Origin of the sequence: Albibacterium profundi (assembly GCF_042159835.1) — a bacterium.
GTDB lineage: Bacteria > Bacteroidota > Bacteroidia > Sphingobacteriales > Sphingobacteriaceae > Albibacterium > Albibacterium profundi.
On record NZ_JBBVGT010000002.1, the window covers coordinates 206945 to 226229 of the forward strand.

At 41.8% G+C, this 19285-nt stretch carries 19 protein-coding genes; 5 read left to right on the forward strand and 14 right to left on the reverse strand.

Annotated features, from left to right (window positions below):
- Positions 1-13: 13 nt before the first annotated feature.
- The 4 genes from WKR92_RS02325 to WKR92_RS02340 form a co-directional block, all read right to left on the reverse strand.
- On the reverse strand, positions 14-823 hold the full coding sequence (locus WKR92_RS02325; protein WP_375556221.1) for a M48 family metallopeptidase: 810 nt from the start codon (positions 821-823) through the stop codon (positions 14-16).
- Positions 824-895: 72 nt separating this feature from the next.
- The gene (plsY, locus tag WKR92_RS02330) at positions 896-1537 is read right to left on the reverse strand and encodes a glycerol-3-phosphate 1-O-acyltransferase PlsY (RefSeq protein WP_375556222.1); all 642 of its coding nucleotides are present in this window, start codon (positions 1535-1537) and stop codon (positions 896-898) included.
- Positions 1534-2403, reverse strand: a complete 870-nt coding sequence (gene nadC, locus WKR92_RS02335) for a carboxylating nicotinate-nucleotide diphosphorylase (protein ID WP_375556223.1) — start codon at positions 2401-2403, stop codon at positions 1534-1536. Before nadC ends, plsY begins: the two co-directional genes overlap by 4 nt.
- A 70-nt stretch (positions 2404-2473) precedes the next feature.
- Complete coding sequence (locus WKR92_RS02340) at positions 2474-2866, reverse strand: DUF4783 domain-containing protein (protein ID WP_375556224.1); 393 nt, start codon at positions 2864-2866, stop codon at positions 2474-2476.
- Between the two features lie 147 nt (positions 2867-3013).
- On the opposite strand from WKR92_RS02340, the gene gpmI reads away from it, so the two are divergent.
- Positions 3014-4540: a 2,3-bisphosphoglycerate-independent phosphoglycerate mutase gene (gpmI, locus tag WKR92_RS02345; protein WP_375556225.1), complete on the forward strand. Its 1527-nt coding sequence runs from the start codon at positions 3014-3016 to the stop codon at positions 4538-4540.
- Positions 4541-4560: 20 nt separating this feature from the next.
- A complete protein-coding gene (locus WKR92_RS02350) occupies positions 4561-5100 on the forward strand; it encodes a hypothetical protein (RefSeq protein ID WP_375556226.1) in 540 nt (179 codons plus the stop codon).
- Between the two features lie 79 nt (positions 5101-5179).
- Here the strand turns inward: WKR92_RS02350 and WKR92_RS02355 are convergent, their stop codons facing one another.
- Complete coding sequence (locus WKR92_RS02355; RefSeq protein ID WP_375556227.1) at positions 5180-5851, reverse strand: tetratricopeptide repeat protein; 672 nt, start codon at positions 5849-5851, stop codon at positions 5180-5182.
- 295 nt (positions 5852-6146) lie between these two features.
- Here WKR92_RS02355 and lon point away from each other — a divergent pair, with 295 nt between their 5' ends.
- Positions 6147-8606, forward strand: a complete 2460-nt coding sequence (gene lon, locus WKR92_RS02360; RefSeq protein ID WP_375556228.1) for an endopeptidase La — start codon at positions 6147-6149, stop codon at positions 8604-8606.
- Between the two features lie 99 nt (positions 8607-8705).
- Here the strand turns inward: lon and WKR92_RS02365 are convergent, their stop codons facing one another.
- The 9 genes from WKR92_RS02365 to WKR92_RS02405 all read right to left on the reverse strand — a co-directional run bounded on the left by WKR92_RS02365 (position 8706) and on the right by WKR92_RS02405 (position 17444).
- Complete coding sequence (locus WKR92_RS02365; protein ID WP_375556229.1) at positions 8706-10148, reverse strand: Glu/Leu/Phe/Val family dehydrogenase; 1443 nt, start codon at positions 10146-10148, stop codon at positions 8706-8708.
- 43 nt (positions 10149-10191) lie between these two features.
- Entirely contained in the window at positions 10192-10416 is a 225-nt protein-coding gene (locus WKR92_RS02370; RefSeq protein ID WP_375556230.1) for a CcmD family protein, read from the reverse strand.
- 108 nt (positions 10417-10524) lie between these two features.
- A complete protein-coding gene (gene ccsA / locus WKR92_RS02375) occupies positions 10525-11190 on the reverse strand; it encodes a cytochrome c biogenesis protein CcsA (protein WP_375556231.1) in 666 nt (221 codons plus the stop codon).
- Positions 11191-11220: 30 nt separating this feature from the next.
- Positions 11221-11880, reverse strand: coding sequence for a heme exporter protein CcmB (locus WKR92_RS02380; protein ID WP_375556232.1), 660 nt, complete (start codon positions 11878-11880; stop codon positions 11221-11223).
- A gap of 53 nt (positions 11881-11933) precedes the next feature.
- Positions 11934-12275 carry a hypothetical protein gene (locus WKR92_RS02385; RefSeq protein WP_375556233.1) on the reverse strand — a complete coding sequence of 114 codons (342 nt, stop codon included), beginning with the start codon at positions 12273-12275 and terminating at the stop codon, positions 11934-11936.
- Positions 12276-12428: 153 nt separating this feature from the next.
- Entirely contained in the window at positions 12429-13568 is a 1140-nt protein-coding gene (locus WKR92_RS02390; protein WP_375556234.1) for a sugar phosphate isomerase/epimerase family protein, read from the reverse strand.
- 17 nt (positions 13569-13585) lie between these two features.
- Entirely contained in the window at positions 13586-14383 is a 798-nt protein-coding gene (gene ispE / locus WKR92_RS02395; RefSeq protein ID WP_375556235.1) for a 4-(cytidine 5'-diphospho)-2-C-methyl-D-erythritol kinase, read from the reverse strand.
- A complete protein-coding gene (locus WKR92_RS02400) occupies positions 14380-15027 on the reverse strand; it encodes a DUF8465 domain-containing protein (RefSeq protein ID WP_375556236.1) in 648 nt (215 codons plus the stop codon). Before WKR92_RS02400 ends, ispE begins: the two co-directional genes overlap by 4 nt.
- A gap of 11 nt (positions 15028-15038) precedes the next feature.
- On the reverse strand, positions 15039-17444 hold the full coding sequence (locus tag WKR92_RS02405; RefSeq protein ID WP_375556237.1) for an alpha-ketoacid dehydrogenase subunit alpha/beta: 2406 nt from the start codon (positions 17442-17444) through the stop codon (positions 15039-15041).
- Between the two features lie 130 nt (positions 17445-17574).
- Between WKR92_RS02405 and WKR92_RS02410 the strand changes: the two genes are divergently transcribed.
- Together WKR92_RS02410 and WKR92_RS02415 are read left to right on the forward strand one after the other, a co-directional pair.
- A complete protein-coding gene (locus WKR92_RS02410) occupies positions 17575-17958 on the forward strand; it encodes a DUF1573 domain-containing protein (RefSeq protein WP_375556238.1) in 384 nt (127 codons plus the stop codon).
- Between the two features lie 34 nt (positions 17959-17992).
- Entirely contained in the window at positions 17993-19189 is a 1197-nt protein-coding gene (locus WKR92_RS02415; protein WP_375556239.1) for a pyridoxal phosphate-dependent aminotransferase, read from the forward strand.
- The last annotated feature ends 96 nt before the right edge of the window (positions 19190-19285 follow it).

The following is a 19285-nucleotide window of genomic DNA, read 5'->3' on the forward strand; positions in this document are numbered from 1 at the left end:
ATAATACCGTCTGCTACCGAGCTTGGTAATATTTCATCGCTTCCGGTATTAACTTCTGAATGTTAGAAATCCTTCTAGCATCGCTTGGGTGAGAACTTAAGAATTCCGGTGGCGTCGCTGAACCTTCTTTTGCATCCATCATGCGTGTCCAGAATGCAGCTGCTTCATTCGGATTGTAACCCGCCATCGCCATAAAAATCAGCCCCATTCTATCGGCTTCTGATTCCTGTTTACGCGAATAGTTTAAAAGAGCCAACTGTCCACCAATACCATACAGTTGATTTAGCACAGCCTGGGTCATCTGTGACTGTCCGGATGATGCTACCCCTACCACAGCTCCTCCTCCTTGTGCTAACACCATCTGAGACGCACGTTCAGCTGAATGTTTAGCAATCGCGTGAGCTATCTCATGACCCATTACTGCAGCTAATCCCGCTTCATTTTTTGTAACCGGTAATATCCCAGTAAAAATAGCGACTTTACCACCCGGCATACACCAAGCATTAATATTTTCATCCTTTACCAGTGCAAATTCCCAATTAAAATTATACTGGTCACCCATCCCATTTTCATTAAAATACGTAGTAATGGCTCGCGAAATTCGCTGCCCTACTCTCTGAACTTCGTTTGCATCTGATGTTCCGGTAATAACCGTCGTTTCCGCACTATTTAAAAATTCCTTATAAGCTAACGAAGCTTGCTCCCGCAGTCCACTATCGTCTATTAGGCTCAACTGCTTCCGACCCGTGAAAGGTACCGTTGAGCACGCACTTATTAACCCGACTATTATAAAACTGCAAATTATTTTTTGTAAATTTTTCATCGTACCCATAATTAAATGTCTATCAAAAAATAAAAAAGCAATTTATATGCCACGAAGAAAACTGTGAAAAATTTATTTCTTTCGGAAGAGATTAACTTTCGACTCTCGACCCTTAAGGAGTCGCTCTATATTCTTCTGATGCGTAATAAGAATCAGTGTACAGATACAAATACCGTATAAAAGGATCGATTTTACCGAGGTGTGAAAGACAAAAGAAAGGCTAAACGGAAATGCAAAACCAGCTGATATAGAACTGAGAGACACGTATCGCGTCGTTAATAAAACTAAAATAAAAACGCCTACACAAATCATGGCCGCTCCAAAATGAATTGCCAGCACCATACCAAACAGCGTAGCGACACCTTTGCCACCCCTAAAGCCTGCAAACAAAGGGAACAAGTGTCCTAAAACTGCAATAACCCCCAAAATCAACTGGTAATTAATAAAGAGAATCGAACTTTCAGGTCCAGTCACTGATACACCAATAAAATAAGCTAGGTTGGTCGCCGTCCACCCCTTCGTTATGTCGATAACCATCACCGCGACCCCAGCTTTAGGACCTAACACTCTAAACGTATTGGTTGCACCGGCATTTCCACTTCCAAACTCGCGAACATCCACTCCATAAAAGGATTGACCAAGCCAAACGGCTGTTGGGATAGATCCGAATAAATAGGCAGCTAATAACGCTAAAATGGAGGCAAAAGATATCATTTATCTACCGGCTTTTTTACACTTTTCAGGCTAATATCTAAACTTTTCACAGAATGGGTTAAAGCTCCCATTGATATATAATCCACGCCACAAAGCGCGTAGCTATATGCATTTTCAAAGGTGATCCCGCCTGACGCTTCCGAAACAAAACGCCCGTCGACCAACTCTACTGCCTCTTTAAGTACATCTAGCTCGAAGTTGTCCAATAGAATTCGTTCCACCCCGCCATGCTCAATCACTTCGTTCAGCTCTTGGAGATCACGCACCTCTATTTCTATATCGATAGGTTTATTTAAGGTCTTTCGGTAACTATTTGCAGCGTCTAATGCCTTTTTGATACCACCCGCGAAGTCCACGTGATTATCTTTAATGAGGATCATATCATATAGGCCGAATCGGTGATTTACACCTCCTCCGATCCGAACAGCCTCCTTTTCAAGAAAACGCAAGCCGGGTGTTGTTTTCCGAGTATCTAGGACTTTGGTCTTCGTCTCAGCCAACGACTGCACTACCTTATTTGTTACTGTTGCGATGCCACTCATCCGTTGCATAATATTCAGAACCAGTCGCTCTGCCAACAGGATACTATGCACACTACCTTCGAGTTCAAGAATAATATCACCAAATTTAATACGATCCCCGTCAGAAGCCAGAGGATTTACATCAAGGTCTTTATCGATCTGTTGGAATATAGCTAGAGCCACATTCACTCCCGCCAAGACACCCTCCTCCTTCACAAGCATATATGCTTTCCCGGTACTTCCCTGCGGTATCGTAGACAATGACGTATAATCCCCATCGCCAACATCTTCTCTTATAGCCATTTCAACGAACTGATGTAGCGCGTTCTTTCCTATCTGATCCATATCGATTATTTTTCGTGTCAAAAATAACAAATTGCCGTGAAAAATAACGTTAATTTACAAAATGACCACCCTATTCTATTGCTTTTTCAATCCTTAGCTCCACAATTTGAGCCGTATTGTTATCCACTCGGATCGAATAAGAAACGCGGAACTTACCTTGATTTGTGGCCAATTCAATAACCGCATGTTTATAGGTCGTGCTGTTATTTAGCCGATGAATAATTTTCGCCGCACGCGGCTCATGAGTAGTTAAAAAACGGTTTAGTATAATCTCAGCCTGTACTTTAGAGTAAACGTTACTGTCATTTAAAATGGAAAAATTGATGGTTGACGCGAAATGTTCGGAAATCTCCTTCGTCTTGCCGGTCTGAAAATGACTAGCTATTTCTTCAATAATATCACCCTCCATGTGTGAAAACATGAAAAAAACCAGTAATACCGTTTTTAAAAGAAAAACTTTCATTTATGAGTAGTCTATTAAAATATAGTCTTGTTATTAAAATCTATTTTTTAGCACTAAAAATATGCCAGTAATTTTAAAACACGCCGCCATTCCTATTCTACTCGTTTAATTATTTGTAAATTTGTCTTAATATAATAATACAAATAGATGCAAAATAATAAAAAAGTAATGCTGATGATCCTCGACGGCTGGGGATACGGTAAGCACAATACCGGGAACGCTGTTGAAGCAGCCAATACTCCTTTCTTTGACAGTTTAATAAGCGATTATCCACACTCGCAGTTACAAGCATCGGGTGAATCTGTTGGTTTGCCAGATGGACAAATGGGGAACTCAGAAGTTGGACACATGAACTTAGGTGCCGGGCGCATAGTATATCAAGAACTTGGACGTATAAATAAAAGCATCCAAGATGACGAACTTAAAAACAATGAAACTTTAGTTAAAGCGTTCGAATACGCTAAAGCAAATAATAAAAACACACACTTTATCGGTCTCTTGTCTGATGGCGGCGTGCATTCACACATCAATCATCTTATCGGACTCATAAAAGCGGCGAAAGGGGCAAACTTAGATCATGTATATATACACGCATTTTTAGATGGTCGTGATACTGACCCTAACGCAGGTAAGGGTCATATTGAAACATTAGCGAGTAAGCTTTCCGAAATAGGAACTGGAGCGATTGCTAGCGCCATCGGCCGCTATTATGCAATGGACCGAGACAACCGCTGGGAGCGCGTACAACAAGCATACGACCTACTGGTTTCTGGTAAAGGCACACCAACAACGAATATGGCAGAGGCTGTCAATGCATCCTATAAAGACGGTGTAACCGATGAATTTGTAAAACCCATTGTAGCTGTAGACGGCGATGGAACACCGTTAGCGACAATTGAAGAAGGCGATGTCGTTATTTGTTATAACTTCAGAACAGATCGCGCGAGGGAAATTACAACTGCATTAACCCAAAAGCCCATTCCTGAGTTTGGTATGCATCCGTTGGCCTTACATTATGTGACGATGACTACATATGATGAAACCTTCGCCAATGTGAATGTTATTTTCAAAAAAGATGATATCACCCAAACCCTCGGTGAGGTTCTAGAAAAAAACGGAAAAACACAAGTACGAATTGCAGAAACAGAAAAATACCCACACGTAACATTTTTCTTTTCCGGCGGTCGCGAAAAGGAATTCATCAACGAAAGACGATTATTAATTCCATCGCCCAAGGTGGCCACTTATGATCTGCAACCGGAGATGAGCGCACAGGGCATTGCCGATGCTATCTGCACAGATATTGAAAACAATCAACCAGATTTCATCTGTTTAAATTTTGCTAATCCGGATATGGTTGGTCACACAGGCGTGTTCGAAGCAGTTGTAAAAGCAGTTGAGAAGGTCGATCAATGTTGCCAACAGACGGTAGCGTGCGGATTAAAACACGGATATTCTTTTATCATCCTTGCGGATCATGGGAATGCTGAATTTATGGTCAATGAAGATGGAACGGTCAATACTGCGCATACAACCAACCTTGTCCCTTGTATATTAATCGATGAAGATTATAAGACCATTGCTGACGGGAAACTGGGTGACATTGCCCCTACTGTATTAAAGATGCTTCAAGTACCAATACCCGAAGCCATGACCGGAAACCCTTTAGTGTAAGTAAATACGAATTAACACAAATGCGAAAATTATTCGTTCTCCTCACTGTTGTAGGTAGTTTTTTAGGTGCGTGCAGCGGAAGTAATTCAAACGCGCCCAATTTACAGACAGATGTATATTTCGATATCAAAGGCTTTTTTGAAGAAGAAGCCCATCGTTTATCGCAAGACACCAATTTAATACATAAAGAGATCTCTAGAAACGGTGGAGAGAAAGAAAGCAAGTCACTCTTAATTAAAGACTGGCTCAAAGAGTTCAGCCTTTTTATCGAATCAGACATCAATAAACCTGCGTGGACTTCAAGCTATGAGGTTAGCCATGAAGGTGATGCTATTGTATACACATCCAATGATCCTGAGCTCAGGACAAAAAAAATCCGCATAGAAAAAGACGGCGAAACAGTAGAATCTATTATTATTCACAATGAGGTTGAGAACAAGTTGTACAAAAGTATAGAGGAACTGTATTACTCTCCAGACTCTATTTACCGGATCGAGAAACTACAAGACGTAAGGGTTATTGGTGCGAATCATTACCTTATAACGGGCAGTTTCAATTAAAAGTCTGCAGGTCGCGTTAATAAAAAAAAGCCTTGCAGACGAGATTCTGCAAGGCTTTTTTTTATCTGTATAAAGGCTATTATAAACTAGACTTGTATACTTTTAATTTTTTAAGCTCTAAGTTCAAATCCTTTCTAGCTGGATTCTTCGCTAAAACAGTCTCTAAATCTTTAATAGAACCTTCATAATAAGTTGCGGCCGCCTCTTTATCATAATTTTTTGAAGTTGGTGTTCCAATCAGATTTCCAAGATCACGATAAGCCAGCGCACGGTTTTGATATAGTTTCATATCGTCTCCATCCAGTGCAATTGCCTTGTTATAATCGGCGATACTCGCTTCCAGTAAATCTGCTCTCTGCTTATCACTTAACTTAGATCCAGGTTCAATTGCTAAGGTATTTGCAACTTTCGCGCGGTAATAATGTGCATTTACATCATCCGGTCTACCTTTCAATACGGTCGAAAAAGACTCGATCGACTTTTTATACTCACCGATCTGATATTGAGAATAACCTAACATATACATCATATCCAAATTATCCTTTTCATCAGGCAATGCTTTCTCCAAATTCTCAACTGCAGTTTTAAAGTCGCCGTCAATCAATGCTTTCTGTCCCATCTTTACATAAGGGTTCGTACTTTCGATATTCTGTCCGCTCTGTGCAAACGCAAAACTTCCAAACAATGAGAGCACACCTACCAGTACTGTCTTCTTCGCAGCTCTGCGAATTTTATCCAACTTAATTTCCATAAAATAATTTTCTAGCTTAATTTTTAAACCTAATCTAAAGTTAGTCATTTCCGATCAAAGCTATTGATTAAATAACTAACTCTTTTGATTTTTTTGAGGAAGTTGCAAAAACGATACCGAAATTTATTCTCACCTGACTTGACACAGAAAATTTGTCGCCTTTCCATGCTATTTTCTGATTGGCATAAGCCTTGCGTATACAATGAATTAATCGTTTAATATAACAAATAGAAGTCCTTGCGGTCATTATGTCAGACCCGGGTCTATCAAACAATATAAAAAAACATCAAACTCCATGAGTTACAAAAACCCATTCGATTTCAACCAAGTCCTTCCCCTTATTGATGAAGAAACAGAATTTTTTCCACTCTTATCCCAACAGGATGAGGAGGAAATGAACGCAGCTGATATGCCAGACGTCTTACCAATTCTACCTTTACGGAATATGGTGATCTTCCCTGGAATTGTCGTGCCCATCACCGTCGGGCGAGATAAATCAATCAAGCTGGTAAAAGATTCGTATAAAGGTGACAAGCTAATTGGTGTTGCTACTCAACTAATGACCGAAACAGAGGATCCAACGTTTGAGCAACTGTACAAAGTCGGCGTAACGGCTAAGATCATCAAAATCCTTCAAATGCCAGACGGAAATATGACGGTTATTATCCAAGGAAAGCAGCGTATCAACCTAAAAGAAGAAGTTCAGGCTGAACCCTATATAAAGGCCTCCGTAGAACGGTTTAAAGAAACCAAACATCGTTCAAGTAAAGAATTCAACGCGATCCTTTCCTCGATACGTGAACTGTCTATAGAGATTATTCAGCTTTCACCCAATATACCTAGCGAAGCAGGGATAGCTATAAAAAATATTGAAAGCCACGGCTTCCTTATTAATTTTATTTCTTCCAATATCAACGCAGATTTAGCTTTTAAACAAGAGCTATTAGAAATGGCAAGCCTGAAGGAGCGGGCAAAGAAGTTACTTCAACAGCTAACCGTTGAATTACAGGTATTAGAGCTCAAAAATCAGATTCAGAATAAGGTTCGTGTCGATTTAGATAAACAGCAAAGAGAGTACTTCCTTAACCAACAGCTCAAAACTATTCAAGAGGAATTGGGCGGCAATACGCCCGATTTAGAGATTGAAGAACTTGAGAAACGCTCTAAAACGAAAAAGTGGAATACTGACATCCAAAAGCATTTCGATAAAGAGCTTGCCAAGTTACAAAGAATCAATCCTGCGGCGGCCGATTATTCTGTACAACTGAACTACCTGGAAGTCCTGTTGGATTTACCATGGAACGAGTTTACAAAAGATAATTTCGATCTGAAGCGAGCACAAAAAATCCTTGACAAGGATCATTATGGTTTAGACAAAGTCAAAAAGCGAATTATTGAATACCTAGCTGTTTTGAAGCTAAAGAACAATATGAAAGCTCCCATTCTTTGTCTTGTAGGTCCTCCAGGCGTTGGCAAAACCTCTTTAGGGAAATCCATCGCTTCTGCACTTGGACGCAAGTACGTTCGCGTAGCATTAGGAGGTGTACGAGACGAAGCAGACATCCGAGGGCATCGGAAAACCTATATTGGTGCCATGCCCGGTCGCATCATCCAATCGCTTAAAAAGGCAGAGTCGGCCAACCCAGTCTTCGTACTTGATGAGATTGACAAGGTAGGCAGCGATTTTCGTGGCGATCCATCGTCTGCTCTTTTAGAGGTTCTAGATCCAGAGCAGAACAATGCTTTTTACGACCATTATGTGGAAGTCGACTTCAATCTTTCTAATATCATGTTTATTGCCACGGCGAACTCGCTGAGCAATATACAGCCGGCTTTATTAGATAGGATGGAAATCATCGAAGTAAATGGCTATACCATTGAAGAAAAGGTACAGATTGCAAAGAAACACCTACTTCCGAAGCAAAGAGAACAGCACGGTATAAAGGCCAAGGAAGTAAGTTTGAAAAACAACATCATTGAAAAGATCATCGAGGATTACACTCGTGAATCTGGTGTACGTGGATTAGAAAAGAAAATAGGTTCCGTTGTCCGCGGTGTTGCCACGCATATTGTTATGGAAGACCCAATTGGCCCATCCATCAGTAAACAAGAAATCGAAGATATACTTGGCGCCCCCATTTTCGACAAGGATCTATATGAGAACAATGAGGTGGCTGGCGTTGTCACGGGCCTTGCTTGGACACAGGTGGGCGGTGATATCTTGTTTATTGAATCCAGCTTAAGTCCGGGTAAAGGTAAGTTAACGCTTACCGGTAACCTGGGTGATGTAATGAAAGAATCCGCCGCTATTGCCATGGCATACTTACGAGCACATGCCCAAGATATCCAGATCGATCCGCTTGTATTTGACAAATGGGATGTACATATCCACGTTCCGGCAGGTGCTACGCCTAAAGACGGCCCTTCTGCGGGGATTACGATGTTAACCGCATTAGCTTCTGTCTACACCCAGCGTAAGGTAAAGAAAAACCTCGCCATGACGGGCGAAATCACCCTTCGCGGCAAAGTATTAGCTGTTGGCGGTATCAAAGAAAAAATACTAGCAGCCAAACGGGCCAATATCAAAGAGATCATCTTGTCTAAATCGAACCGAAAGGACATTTTGGAGATCAAAGAAGACTATATCAAAGATCTTACCTTCCATTACGTTGAGGAGATGAACGAGGTTATCAAGATAGCCCTTCTTGATGAGAAAGTTAAAAAACCATTGGAGCTAAGCCCGAAGGAGAAGTAGTTTAGTTAATAGCTCATCAGCAAATGAGCATATACAATTAAAAAAACGGGAAGTACATGTCTACTTCCCGTTTTCGTTAACATACTTAAACCTTGTTAATTAAGGCCAAATACCCATATTTTTATAAGATTCAGCGATCTTATTAATTGCTCCCACCAAGGCAGCCGTCCGCAGTCCCGGAATCTTATCATTGCTCACGTACACCTCGCGAATCTCATGATACGAGCGTATCATGGTATCCTCCAAGCCGGAGTTTACCAGCTCTTCCTCAGACGCCCCCTTCACGATAATTTTACGCTGTTCATCGGTCAAGGATGCACCAGTCACGCCTTCCACCATATTAACGATGTTCATATTTGCAGTTTCCGTGTATCTCCTATCCATTCTTCCGAAAGCAATATGCGACAAGTTCTTCAGCCACTCAAAATAAGAAACAGTCACCCCGCCGGCGTTACAGAACATGTCCGGTATAATCATACGGCGACCACCATCTACAAAAGCATCCGCGGCTGCAGGCGTTGTAGGTCCATTCGCTCCCTCCGCAATGATTTTCGCTTGGATTCGTCCCACGTTCGCTTCCGTGATCTGGTTTTCCAATGCTGCTGGAACCAAGATATCGCAAGGCTGTTCCAATCCTTCTGCCGGTGAACCGAATTCCGTCTTTGATTTCGCGAACTTCAAAATAGAACCCGTTTCGTTTCTGTGTTTCACTACCTCGTCCGGATCAAAACCGTCTTCGTTATAAATAGCACCATCATATTCACATATCCCTACGATAATCGCACCAAATTCCACCAATACCTTGGCGGAGAAATATCCAACATTACCTAAACCTTGAATAATGACTCTTTTGCCTTCAATGCCGGGTGTTAGTCCCAAGCGCTGCATATCTTCCGCTACGCTCACACACTCCCTGATTGCTATGGCAACTCCTCTACCGGTAGCACCGCGACGACCCGCAATTCCATGCAATGACAAAGGTTTGCCCGTCACACAACCCAAGGCATCCAACTGTCCCGGATTCATTGTCAAATACGTATCCGCTATCCAACTCATTTCTCGTTCGCCTGTTCCGTAATCCGGAGCCGGCACGTCTACTGCAGGACCAATGAAATTCTTTTTAATCAACTCCACGGTATAGCGTCTTGTAATATTTTCAAGCTCACGCACTGAATAGTCACGGGTGTTAACTTTAATACCGCCTTTTGCCCCCCCAAAGGGTACATTTACAATCGCACATTTATAGCTCATCAGCGCAGCCAAGGCCATTACCTCATCCTCATTCACCATTTCGCTATAACGGATACCACCTTTCGTTGGCGACTTATGATGTGAATGCTGGACTCGCCAGGCATCGATCACCTCTAACTCTCCATTATCTCGTTTGATAGGAAATTGAAAACGATATACACTGTTACATGCTTTAATCTGATTTAATAAACCTACATCATGATTTGTAAACTGAGCAGCTCGATTAAAGAACTCAGTGACATCATGAAAGAAGTGAGGCTGTTCCTCTGTTAGCACTACCGAATTTGCCATAAAATTGATTACTTATTGATTAATTTAATTGGAATCAAAGAATTCAATCATCCTTCTTGTTCCTCTTCTCCAAACGGCCTATCCTCCTATCTATTGTAAACAGATAGATAATAAAACCAACAAAGATCACTAAGAGAACAAGAACAACTACATAAATCTTTCCAGAACTACGTAGGCCAGTGGCCATCTCAATACCACTGTCTGACTGAGCAAATGTAGCTAAGAAGTTCATACAAGTCAACAGTATTAAAAGAAATGCTTTTTTCATCAAAAAATTGTTTTTTTATTAATATGAATAGAATTATTTCAAGGTTTGTTATCCTTTTATCAAACAGGACGCCATCTCACTATCAAATTGATTAATATAGCGGAGTCATTAAGCAACTTCATTCTCTTTATATTCCAGCTTTCTCATCCGGTAACGCAAGGACATAATCCACACTCCGATCAACATCCAACCCAGCACCGCCGGGCGGAATACCAGTTTCATATTTCCGTCCATGTCATAACCTGCAAAACCCGGATTACCTCCATTTCCCGGGTGCAGAGAATCCGTCATCCGAGGCAGAATAAAAAGTAAAACAATCATGATTGGAAAGGCGAAAATATTATAAATCGCCGATATCTTTGCTCGCTTCTGCTCCTCGTCCAATGCATTCCGCAGAACAACATAGGCCAGATACATCAAGGAGGCAATCGCAGAACTGTTCAATTTCGGATCATTTGGCCATGGATCTCCCCATGTGATGTTCGCCCAGAGCATTCCACTTACTAAACCAAACACACAGAAGACAATTCCCACGTTGACACTCTCCACCGCTATGAAATCATCTTCAGGCTTATTAGAACTTAAATATTTCACGCTGTATATCACGGAGATTAGGTACATCAATAACATGGCGAACCACATCGGAACGTGATAATACACCGTGCGGATACTCTCATGTAAAATCGGTAAAGCAGGAACATGTCCTAGCATTCCTGCTATGATCGTGTAGGCAACAATGACCGCGCCCAGAATTTTCCACCAATAAGCTTTCATTTATTTAATTTATTAAAAAGACGAACCATGCTAGTCTCGCCAAATGTAAGGAAACAATAATAAAGAAACGGCAACCACAATGGCATTTATCGCCAGCAAAACGATAATTTCATCGTAACTAACCGTCCTATCCAATCCGTCCATCGCATTTTTTGATAGTTTAATCAACACGATCAATAGCGGTATAATCACAGGGAAACCCAGAATGGCCATGAGCGTACCGCTATTATTTGCCTTCGCGCTAATCCCCGATATCATTGTAAAAACCGTGGCAAAACTGATACTGCCCAGTACGACCGCTAAAAAATACAGCGGAGGATCACCCAAAGGGTTTTTGAAAACTACCGAATATACAAAAAATGCCAAGACCGAAAGTCCTAGCATCAGGATGACATTATAAATAATTTTAGAAAGAATAATTGCCTGCGGGCTTACCAAGGTATAATAATACAATTGCCTACCCTTACTTTCCTGCACAAAACTGCGGGCAATCGCATTCACCGAGGCAAAGAGTAGAATAATCCAGAACAAAGCATTCCAGACCGTCCCGTCCACACTTCTGAACGCTTGATAACATACAAATACGGTCGACACCACATAAAGCAAAATGCTGTTGAGGGCGAATTTAGATCGCCATTCCAACAGCATTTCTTTATAAACTAAAAATTGTATCTGCGTTAAAAAGTTCATTTTGTCAAAGATACGACTCACGTCGAACTTTGACTAGCGAATCCACAGATTATTTACAGATTATCAGCAGCTCGCGAAGCTTTTTTGCCCACCGCGTCTGCATCATCTTTCACCTTATTTGCGGTACTTTTAGCCTTGTCAGCAACATCAGCAAATTTTTCCTTACCTTCGGCATACCTCTTTTTCGCTTCAGACTTTGCTTTACCAGCATATTCAGATGCCCGCTCTATACCTTCGTTAGTTTTCTCCTTTACCGTTTCTGAGAACTCATTTAAGTTTTCCATTGCCTTGTCTAAGCACTTCCGACCTTCCTTCGTTCCAAAGAAATACCACGCAGCAGCTCCTGCTGCCATTCCCATCAAAGCAAATCCTGCTAAATTTGATCTTTTACTCATTTTATTTCAATTTAAATTTTCTCTTCTAGTTCTTTTCAAAATTCTATGCTACAAGTATACAAGTATATATAAATGCAAGCTTCATACCATTATCATTTCATTCAAGAGATCAACAAGCAAAAAATCAAATTGTTTGGATCGAAAAACCATCTATCACAAATCTTTTACCGTCACAACTGGCACATCCGTCCGATTAGGTTGCGACAGCACTTTATGATTATCAAAGGAATAACCTTCCATATCCGAAATATCCCATAGCATCGGTTTCAAAAAGCTGATCGCTGCAACATAACCCTGCGAAATCGCATTTATATTGGCTGTCTCTTTCGAGTTTTTCGCTTCGTTCTCAATTTCAAACGGTCCGTCAAATCCCTTCTCCGTAAGTAAATCAACAAAGGCTCTCCAATCCATACTATCCGATCCGCCAAAGCCCGGCAGCATCGCCTCATAATGATGTCTATCCCAGCTATGTTGCGGAACATCCACCCCAGCCTTCATTGCCAAATCAGCATCTACCAACTGCATCGGATACATTCCACCCCAGTCAACCCTAGCCTTCGTCTTCAGGTTCCGCGTTGTTTTTACATGAATCCGATGAATCCTGGAAATATCACTCGCAGCAATCACATCCACCGGGTCCGTATTTTGCCATATATCATGAGACGGATCATAGATTTCACCATGCGCTTTGCTCGGAATCATCGCATACATCAACTTTCTAGCAGCCAATACGCCTGGAAGATTATTAAACGTATTTGAGTAACCTGACTCACGCCAGCCTTCCATTGGACAGTTCTCATACACAACCGTTACTCCTAAATCCTCCGCATACTTGATGATTGGATTAAAAACCCGATAGTACTCATCCAAATTCTTCTGGAAACCGTTCTCCTGATTTCCCAATTCGTGATTATAGCCCACAAACGTACCCACCTTAACATTATTTTCATCGCCCCCCAGTAAATGAGCAATACGAATTAATTTTAACAAGTGATTCTGATTTTTCACACGTTCAGCTTCCTCACCCCCAATCATATTTTCAAAAGCACCTAAAGACAGGCCCAACTTATTTTCATTGAACTTATCGATAAGCTTTTTCGCTTCTTCAACACCAAAACCCTCATATTCCAAGTGAGTTGCCGTATGATCCTCACGCGTCCCATCTTTTCTAAACACACATAGGTCAATCCCTTGGGCACCCACCTCTTTCGTTTTCTCAATCAATTGCTCCAAATTCATTTGATCAAAAGCAGAGCTCATAACCCAAATGGGGTTATTCAATTTTTTGTTCATTCTAAAAGATTTTTATGTTAACAATACCACAGTTCGTAACGATTCGCCAAATCTGGCAAAATTACTCCCTTCTCAAATATACCAAAAACAGCAGAACCCGTCCCACTCATTGAAACATATATTGCACCCGCCTGATAAAGTTGATCTTTAATACTCCTAATCATAGGATACCTGTCAAAAATTCCAACTTCGAAATCATTCACAATCAGCTGGTGCCAATCCTCTATAGGCGCGCCGATATCTTTACGCAAGGACCTTCCCTCTTTATTGACATCAACCCTACTAAACGCCTCAGCGGTAGAAATATGTATATCAGGTTTAATTATCACAATTGAGTAAGAACACAGGTCTAGATCCAGCGCCTCAAACCGATCCCCTCTACCGGTCGCGTACGCCGGCCTATTTTCAATAAAAAAAGCGCAGTCTGCTCCCAACGTGCGAGCCACATCTTGCATCCTTACCACAGACATCCCCAAATCGAAATACTCGTTTAGCAGCTTAATCAAAAATGCAGCGTCGGCAGAACCACCACCCAACCCTGCACCCATTGGTATCGTCTTATGCAGATGAATATGAACTGGAGGCAGATCAAATTCATCGGCTAATACCGAGTATACCTTTTTACAAATATTTCCTGATCCTGAAGGTATCGACAAGCCCGTCTCAAAGATATTAAACTGCTGTCCATCAACAACCTCAAGAGCATCATATAAAGGAATAGGATAGAAAACCGTTTGAAGTTCATGATAGCCATCTGGCCTTTCATCCACCACCTGAAGGCCTATGTTAATCTTTGCATTCGGAAAAACAATCATCTTTTAGGTCGATGAGATATAAAGTGTTCTTTTAACTTATCTATTTCAAGATCATCTTTCTTTTCATCCAGTCGCAACAGCCAAGCCTTAGCACCCAGCAAACTTACGTCCTTCTTAGCCGTTGATATATCCACCGGCCGAATTCTCTTATCCACTATTAGGGGTTCACGCAAGTCGAGCGCAATCTCCGAGAAAAAAAGAATCTGAAAATTATACATCGGCCAGTTACCGACGGTAACTGAGTTCGCAGTATGAATCTTGACGGTCGACTTAGGCGACAGCTCGCCTCGAAACTCCCCTTTTACTGTTTTGTTCTTTTTCGAATTGAATCCCACCAGCAGGTGATATGAACTCTCATTCACCAACCAAAATTCCACTAAACCCTGCTTCTGCTCGCTTGTAATCGCCAGATACAGTCCTTCATGGATAAATTCTTCCTTTTTAACAGGGGCAGCAATCACCTCTTGATCGTCCTCGCGCTGCATTCGTCCGTGAACCAAAGTCACCTTCGATGCAGGTACCGGGATCTCAAAACCATCGGCACCCGTTACCGCCACCATATTATCGTCCATGATGCGCGTAATATAGCCTTCGGCATCTTCTTCTACTAAGCGAACAAAATCCCCTAATTTATATCTATTCATCTGTTATAATCTTAAAAAATCTTCGGATAACGTTGCGGATCAGCCTCATGCATCATTGCATAAACCGTTTCAATAATATCATCTTTAGATGGCTTCGAAAAATAATCACCGTCAGTACCATAAGGCGGTCTATGTTCGTGTGCAGTTAATGTTCGCGGTTGTCCATCTAGGTGGAAATAACCCTGCTGTTGCTCCAAGATTTGCTGTAAAATAAATGCAGAACCGCCACCCGGCATATCCTCATCTACGATCAACAAACGGTTCGTTTTCTCCAAAGAACTTGCACATAAGTTATTCTTATCAAAAGGAAGTAGCGTTTGCGGGTCAATAATTTCAATAGAAATACCTAGTTCCTCCAGTTCAACAGCCGCCTCTTCTACAATACGCACAGTCGAGCCATAAGATACGACCGTCACGTCACGTCCCTCCTTCAATAATTCAGCCTCACCCAGTGGAACCGTAAACTCACCCACATTTTCAGGCAAGACCTCCTTTAAGCGATAACCGTTCAAACTTTCAATTACCAGCGCCGGCTCATCAGACCGGAGTAGCACATTGTACATACCTGCCGCCTGCGTCATATTCCTTGGGACACAAATATGCAAGCCACGCAACGTATCCAGAATCATCGCCATTGGAGAACCCGAATGCCAGATCCCTTCCAGGCGATGCCCCCTCGTACGAATAATCAACGGTGCTTTCTGGCCCCCTTTCGTACGATAACTCAAAGACGCCAAGTCGTCACTTAGGGCGGTAATACCATATAGCAAATAATCCAGGTATTGAATTTCGGCGATCGGCTTCAGTCCTCTTAGGGCCAAACCGATGCCCTGTCCGATAATCGAACTCTCGCGAATACCCGTATCAAATATCCGTTCCACACCAAACTTCGCTTGAAGTCCAGCAAACCCCTGATTCACATCACCAATCACCCCCACGTCTTCACCAAAGGCCAATATTCTATTATCCCGTTCAAAGTTGGCCGAAAAACACGCATTCAAAACCTCTCTACCGTCAACCTTTTTACTATCCGTATGATACTCAGGATCAATCTTATTTATATGATTTACTGCATCTTTACTTTCGGTAAATAACTTCGAATGGAAACGGTCGTCGTTTACCTTTTTACGCTCCATATACCAGTCGACCAGTTCCCTCTTTGCTTCGGATTCCTGTCGTCTTAGCATACGTAATACCTTACGAACCGTACCATAAATATCCTTGAGCGACGGCTCATAGGCCGTGCGTAAAGCCTCAGCCAAAGCAGATGCATCCTCGTCCTCTAAGTTCTTGATCAACTGAATCGCCTCTTCCTTTTCAATTTCAAATACCGCGATATAGTCATGCCAAGCCTGTTTCTGTATATTCTTTATTTTTGTTTTTGATTCCTTCTCGAGTTTATCCAGCTTCTCCTCCGAAATCACTTCCGTCTCTAAAATCCATTCCCGCATCTTCTTAATGCAGTCAAATTCCTCTTCCCAAGCCAGTCGTTCTTCCGACTTATAACGTTCATGCGAACCGGAAGTAGAATGTCCTTGCGGTTGCGTCATTTCCGTCACATGAATCATCACCGGAATTTGCCTCTCTCTACAAATCTGAATAGCTCGTTCATAAGTAGCAACCAAAGCTGGGTAATCCCAACCTCTCACTTTGAAAATCTCATAACCCTCGCCTTTCTCATCTCGCTGAAATCCGCGTAGAACTTCAGAGATATCCCCTTTAGTCGTCTGGATTGAATTAGGAACCGATATACCATACCCATCATCCCATATTGATATAGCCATAGGCACCTGCATCACACCCGCCGCGTTAATCGTCTCGAAGAACACGCCTTCAGATGTAGAAGCATTTCCTACAGTACCAAAAGCCACCTCATTTCCCTTATCAGAAAAAAGGGTCATATGTTCAAGATCCTCTCGTTCTCTGTAAATTTTTGAAGCTTGCGCCAATCCTAACAACCGAGGCATCTGTCCCCCAGTTGTCGATATATCCGATGAAGAGTTCTTTTGTTTGAGTTGATCCAACCATGCCCCCGTTTCGTCAATTGTCCGCGTAGAAAAGTGACCATTCATCTGTCGCCCAGCCGAAGACGGCTCTGCTTCCAGATCTGGATGCGCATATAATTGAGCAAAGAACTTATGATAATCTGTCATACCGGTAGCGAAAGCAAAAGTTTGATCTCGATAATAACCGGACCGCCAATCACCATCCCGGAACACCTTCGCCATCGCTATCTGCGCTAGCTCTTTCCCATCACCAAAAATGCCGAATTTAGCCTTCCCTGTTAGCACTTCCTTCCGTCCTATCAAACTTATTTGCCTACTTTCGTAAGCCAAAAGGTAGTCGCTAACCAACTGATCCTTAAAGTCTTCGTAGCTAAGTTTATTTTTAGAGAGTAAATTCGTAATTTCTGACATGATTCTTGCTCTATACTCTAAATGATGGTTATGTGAAAAATCAAAGATAAAGAAAATATAACAAACAATTATTTGTACTTTTGAGCATAGTCACGTTAAATCATTGAAACACTGTACTAAAATTAAGAAAATGAAAAAATCACTTTTATTACTTTTTATAGCCGTTTCCTTTGTAGGGTTTTCATCCATGATTGCACAAGACGCACCCGAATTCAAGTTTGAACAAGAAACTCACGATTTCGGGAAAATCCCTCAAGGAACCCCAGTAAGTCACGAATTTACTTTCACCAATACAGGTGAAGAGCCTTTAATTATCAACAAAGTAGAGTCTACCTGTGGTTGTACAGTTCCCGAGTATACGAAGACACCTATTAAGCCGGGCGAAACTGGAAAAATCAAGATTACCTTTGACGCCGCTGCGGCCAGTCCATTTTCAAAAATGGTAACTATCCGCTCCAATGCCAAAACCCCTGTCAAAGCGCTTTACATCAAGGGAGTCGTACAGAAAAAATAAAACAAACAACATACACATAAGTTTACATCTTAACATGCCAGAAATTTCGAAAAAAGGCATTGCTATGCCTGCTTCACCCATTCGGAGACTCACTCCATTTGCCGATTTAGCAAAGAAAAATGGTAAGAAGATATATCATTTAAATATTGGTCAACCAGATATTGCTACACCGGAAATCATGTTAGACGCAGTCAAAAACATTGATTTTACGGTATGGGCATACACCGCCTCAGAAGGAACTGAATCTTACCGAAATAAGTTGACCGAATACTATAATGCACTAGGTTATAATATAACCAGCGATCAGATTATCGTTACCAACGGAGGATCCGAAGCTATCTCATTTGCTATGCAATCCTGCTTGGATTCAGGCGACGAGATCATCATCCCCGAACCCTTTTATGCAAACTACAATGGATTTGCCTGTATGGCCGATGTAGTCATCAAACCCATACTCTCAACCATCGAAAACGGCTTTGCCCTACCTCCTATTTCAGAATTCGAGAAATCAATCACTGAAAAGACCAAAGCCATTTTTATTTGCAATCCGAACAATCCCACCGGATACCTTTATTCTAGGGACGAGTTAGAAATCCTACGCGATCTCTGTATAAAACATGACCTCTACCTATTTTCTGATGAAGCCTATCGCGAATTCTGTTATGATGGACGGGAATTTGTATCACCCATGCACTTAGATGGTATCGAAGAACAGGTAGTCGTTTTAGACACGGTTTCCAAGCGCTACAGTGCTTGTGGCGCACGACTAGGTTGCCTCATTACCAAAAATCAGAAAGTCTACCAAGTTGCGCTTAAATTTGCCCAAGCCAGGCTCAGCCCGCCACTTGTAGCGCAAATTGCCGGCGAAGCCGCGGTAGACACACCGACAAGCTACTTTCAACAAGTTAAAGATGAATATACCCAGCGTCGTAACCTTTTAGCCGACGGTCTTAATGGTATCCCCGGAGTCAAATGTCCCATTCCTGGCGGCGCCTTCTATATCGTTGCGCAATTACCTATAGATGATGCCGACGACTTCTGTCAATGGATGCTAGAGAAATTCGAATACAATAATGAAACCGTCATGTTAGCCCCTGCCACCGGCTTTTACAGCACAGATGGTGAAGGAAAAAACGAAGTCCGTTTGGCCTACGTCCTCAATCAAGATGACCTGAAAAAAGCACTAGTCTGCTTAGAAAAAGGACTAGAAGCATACCAAAATACCCATTAATCGGTATTGATAGCCCAACCCTAGCAAGATACCTTTATTAAAAAAACTGAAGGTATGTTCTAGGGTTTGTCATGTGACCCTAGATCATTCCTTTGT

What these genes read in the sequence shown, in the direction of transcription:
- gpmI (WP_375556225.1), top strand. Translation starts at nt 3,014, where the DNA reads ATGCAAAATAATAAAAAAGTAATGCTGATGATCCTCGACGGCTGGGGA.
- ispE (WP_375556235.1), bottom strand. Translation starts at nt 14,383, where the DNA reads ATGATTGTTTTTCCGAATGCAAAGATTAACATAGGCCTTCAGGTGGTG.
- WKR92_RS02390 (WP_375556234.1), bottom strand. Translation starts at nt 13,568, where the DNA reads ATGAACAAAAAATTGAATAACCCCATTTGGGTTATGAGCTCTGCTTTT.
- WKR92_RS02340 (WP_375556224.1), bottom strand. Translation starts at nt 2,866, where the DNA reads ATGAAAGTTTTTCTTTTAAAAACGGTATTACTGGTTTTTTTCATGTTT.
- nadC (WP_375556223.1), bottom strand. Translation starts at nt 2,403, where the DNA reads ATGGATCAGATAGGAAAGAACGCGCTACATCAGTTCGTTGAAATGGCT.
- WKR92_RS02385 (WP_375556233.1), bottom strand. Translation starts at nt 12,275, where the DNA reads ATGAGTAAAAGATCAAATTTAGCAGGATTTGCTTTGATGGGAATGGCA.
- WKR92_RS02355 (WP_375556227.1), bottom strand. Translation starts at nt 5,851, where the DNA reads ATGGAAATTAAGTTGGATAAAATTCGCAGAGCTGCGAAGAAGACAGTA.
- ccsA (WP_375556231.1), bottom strand. Translation starts at nt 11,190, where the DNA reads ATGAAAGCTTATTGGTGGAAAATTCTGGGCGCGGTCATTGTTGCCTAC.
- WKR92_RS02370 (WP_375556230.1), bottom strand. Translation starts at nt 10,416, where the DNA reads ATGAAAAAAGCATTTCTTTTAATACTGTTGACTTGTATGAACTTCTTA.
- WKR92_RS02365 (WP_375556229.1), bottom strand. Translation starts at nt 10,148, where the DNA reads ATGGCAAATTCGGTAGTGCTAACAGAGGAACAGCCTCACTTCTTTCAT.
- WKR92_RS02350 (WP_375556226.1), top strand. Translation starts at nt 4,561, where the DNA reads ATGCGAAAATTATTCGTTCTCCTCACTGTTGTAGGTAGTTTTTTAGGT.
- WKR92_RS02400 (WP_375556236.1), bottom strand. Translation starts at nt 15,027, where the DNA reads ATGAATAGATATAAATTAGGGGATTTTGTTCGCTTAGTAGAAGAAGAT.
- WKR92_RS02405 (WP_375556237.1), bottom strand. Translation starts at nt 17,444, where the DNA reads ATGTCAGAAATTACGAATTTACTCTCTAAAAATAAACTTAGCTACGAA.
- lon (WP_375556228.1), top strand. Translation starts at nt 6,147, where the DNA reads ATGAGTTACAAAAACCCATTCGATTTCAACCAAGTCCTTCCCCTTATT.
- plsY (WP_375556222.1), bottom strand. Translation starts at nt 1,537, where the DNA reads ATGATATCTTTTGCCTCCATTTTAGCGTTATTAGCTGCCTATTTATTC.
- WKR92_RS02415 (WP_375556239.1), top strand. Translation starts at nt 17,993, where the DNA reads ATGCCAGAAATTTCGAAAAAAGGCATTGCTATGCCTGCTTCACCCATT.
- WKR92_RS02325 (WP_375556221.1), bottom strand. Translation starts at nt 823, where the DNA reads ATGAAAAATTTACAAAAAATAATTTGCAGTTTTATAATAGTCGGGTTA.
- WKR92_RS02380 (WP_375556232.1), bottom strand. Translation starts at nt 11,880, where the DNA reads ATGAACTTTTTAACGCAGATACAATTTTTAGTTTATAAAGAAATGCTG.
- WKR92_RS02410 (WP_375556238.1), top strand. Translation starts at nt 17,575, where the DNA reads ATGAAAAAATCACTTTTATTACTTTTTATAGCCGTTTCCTTTGTAGGG.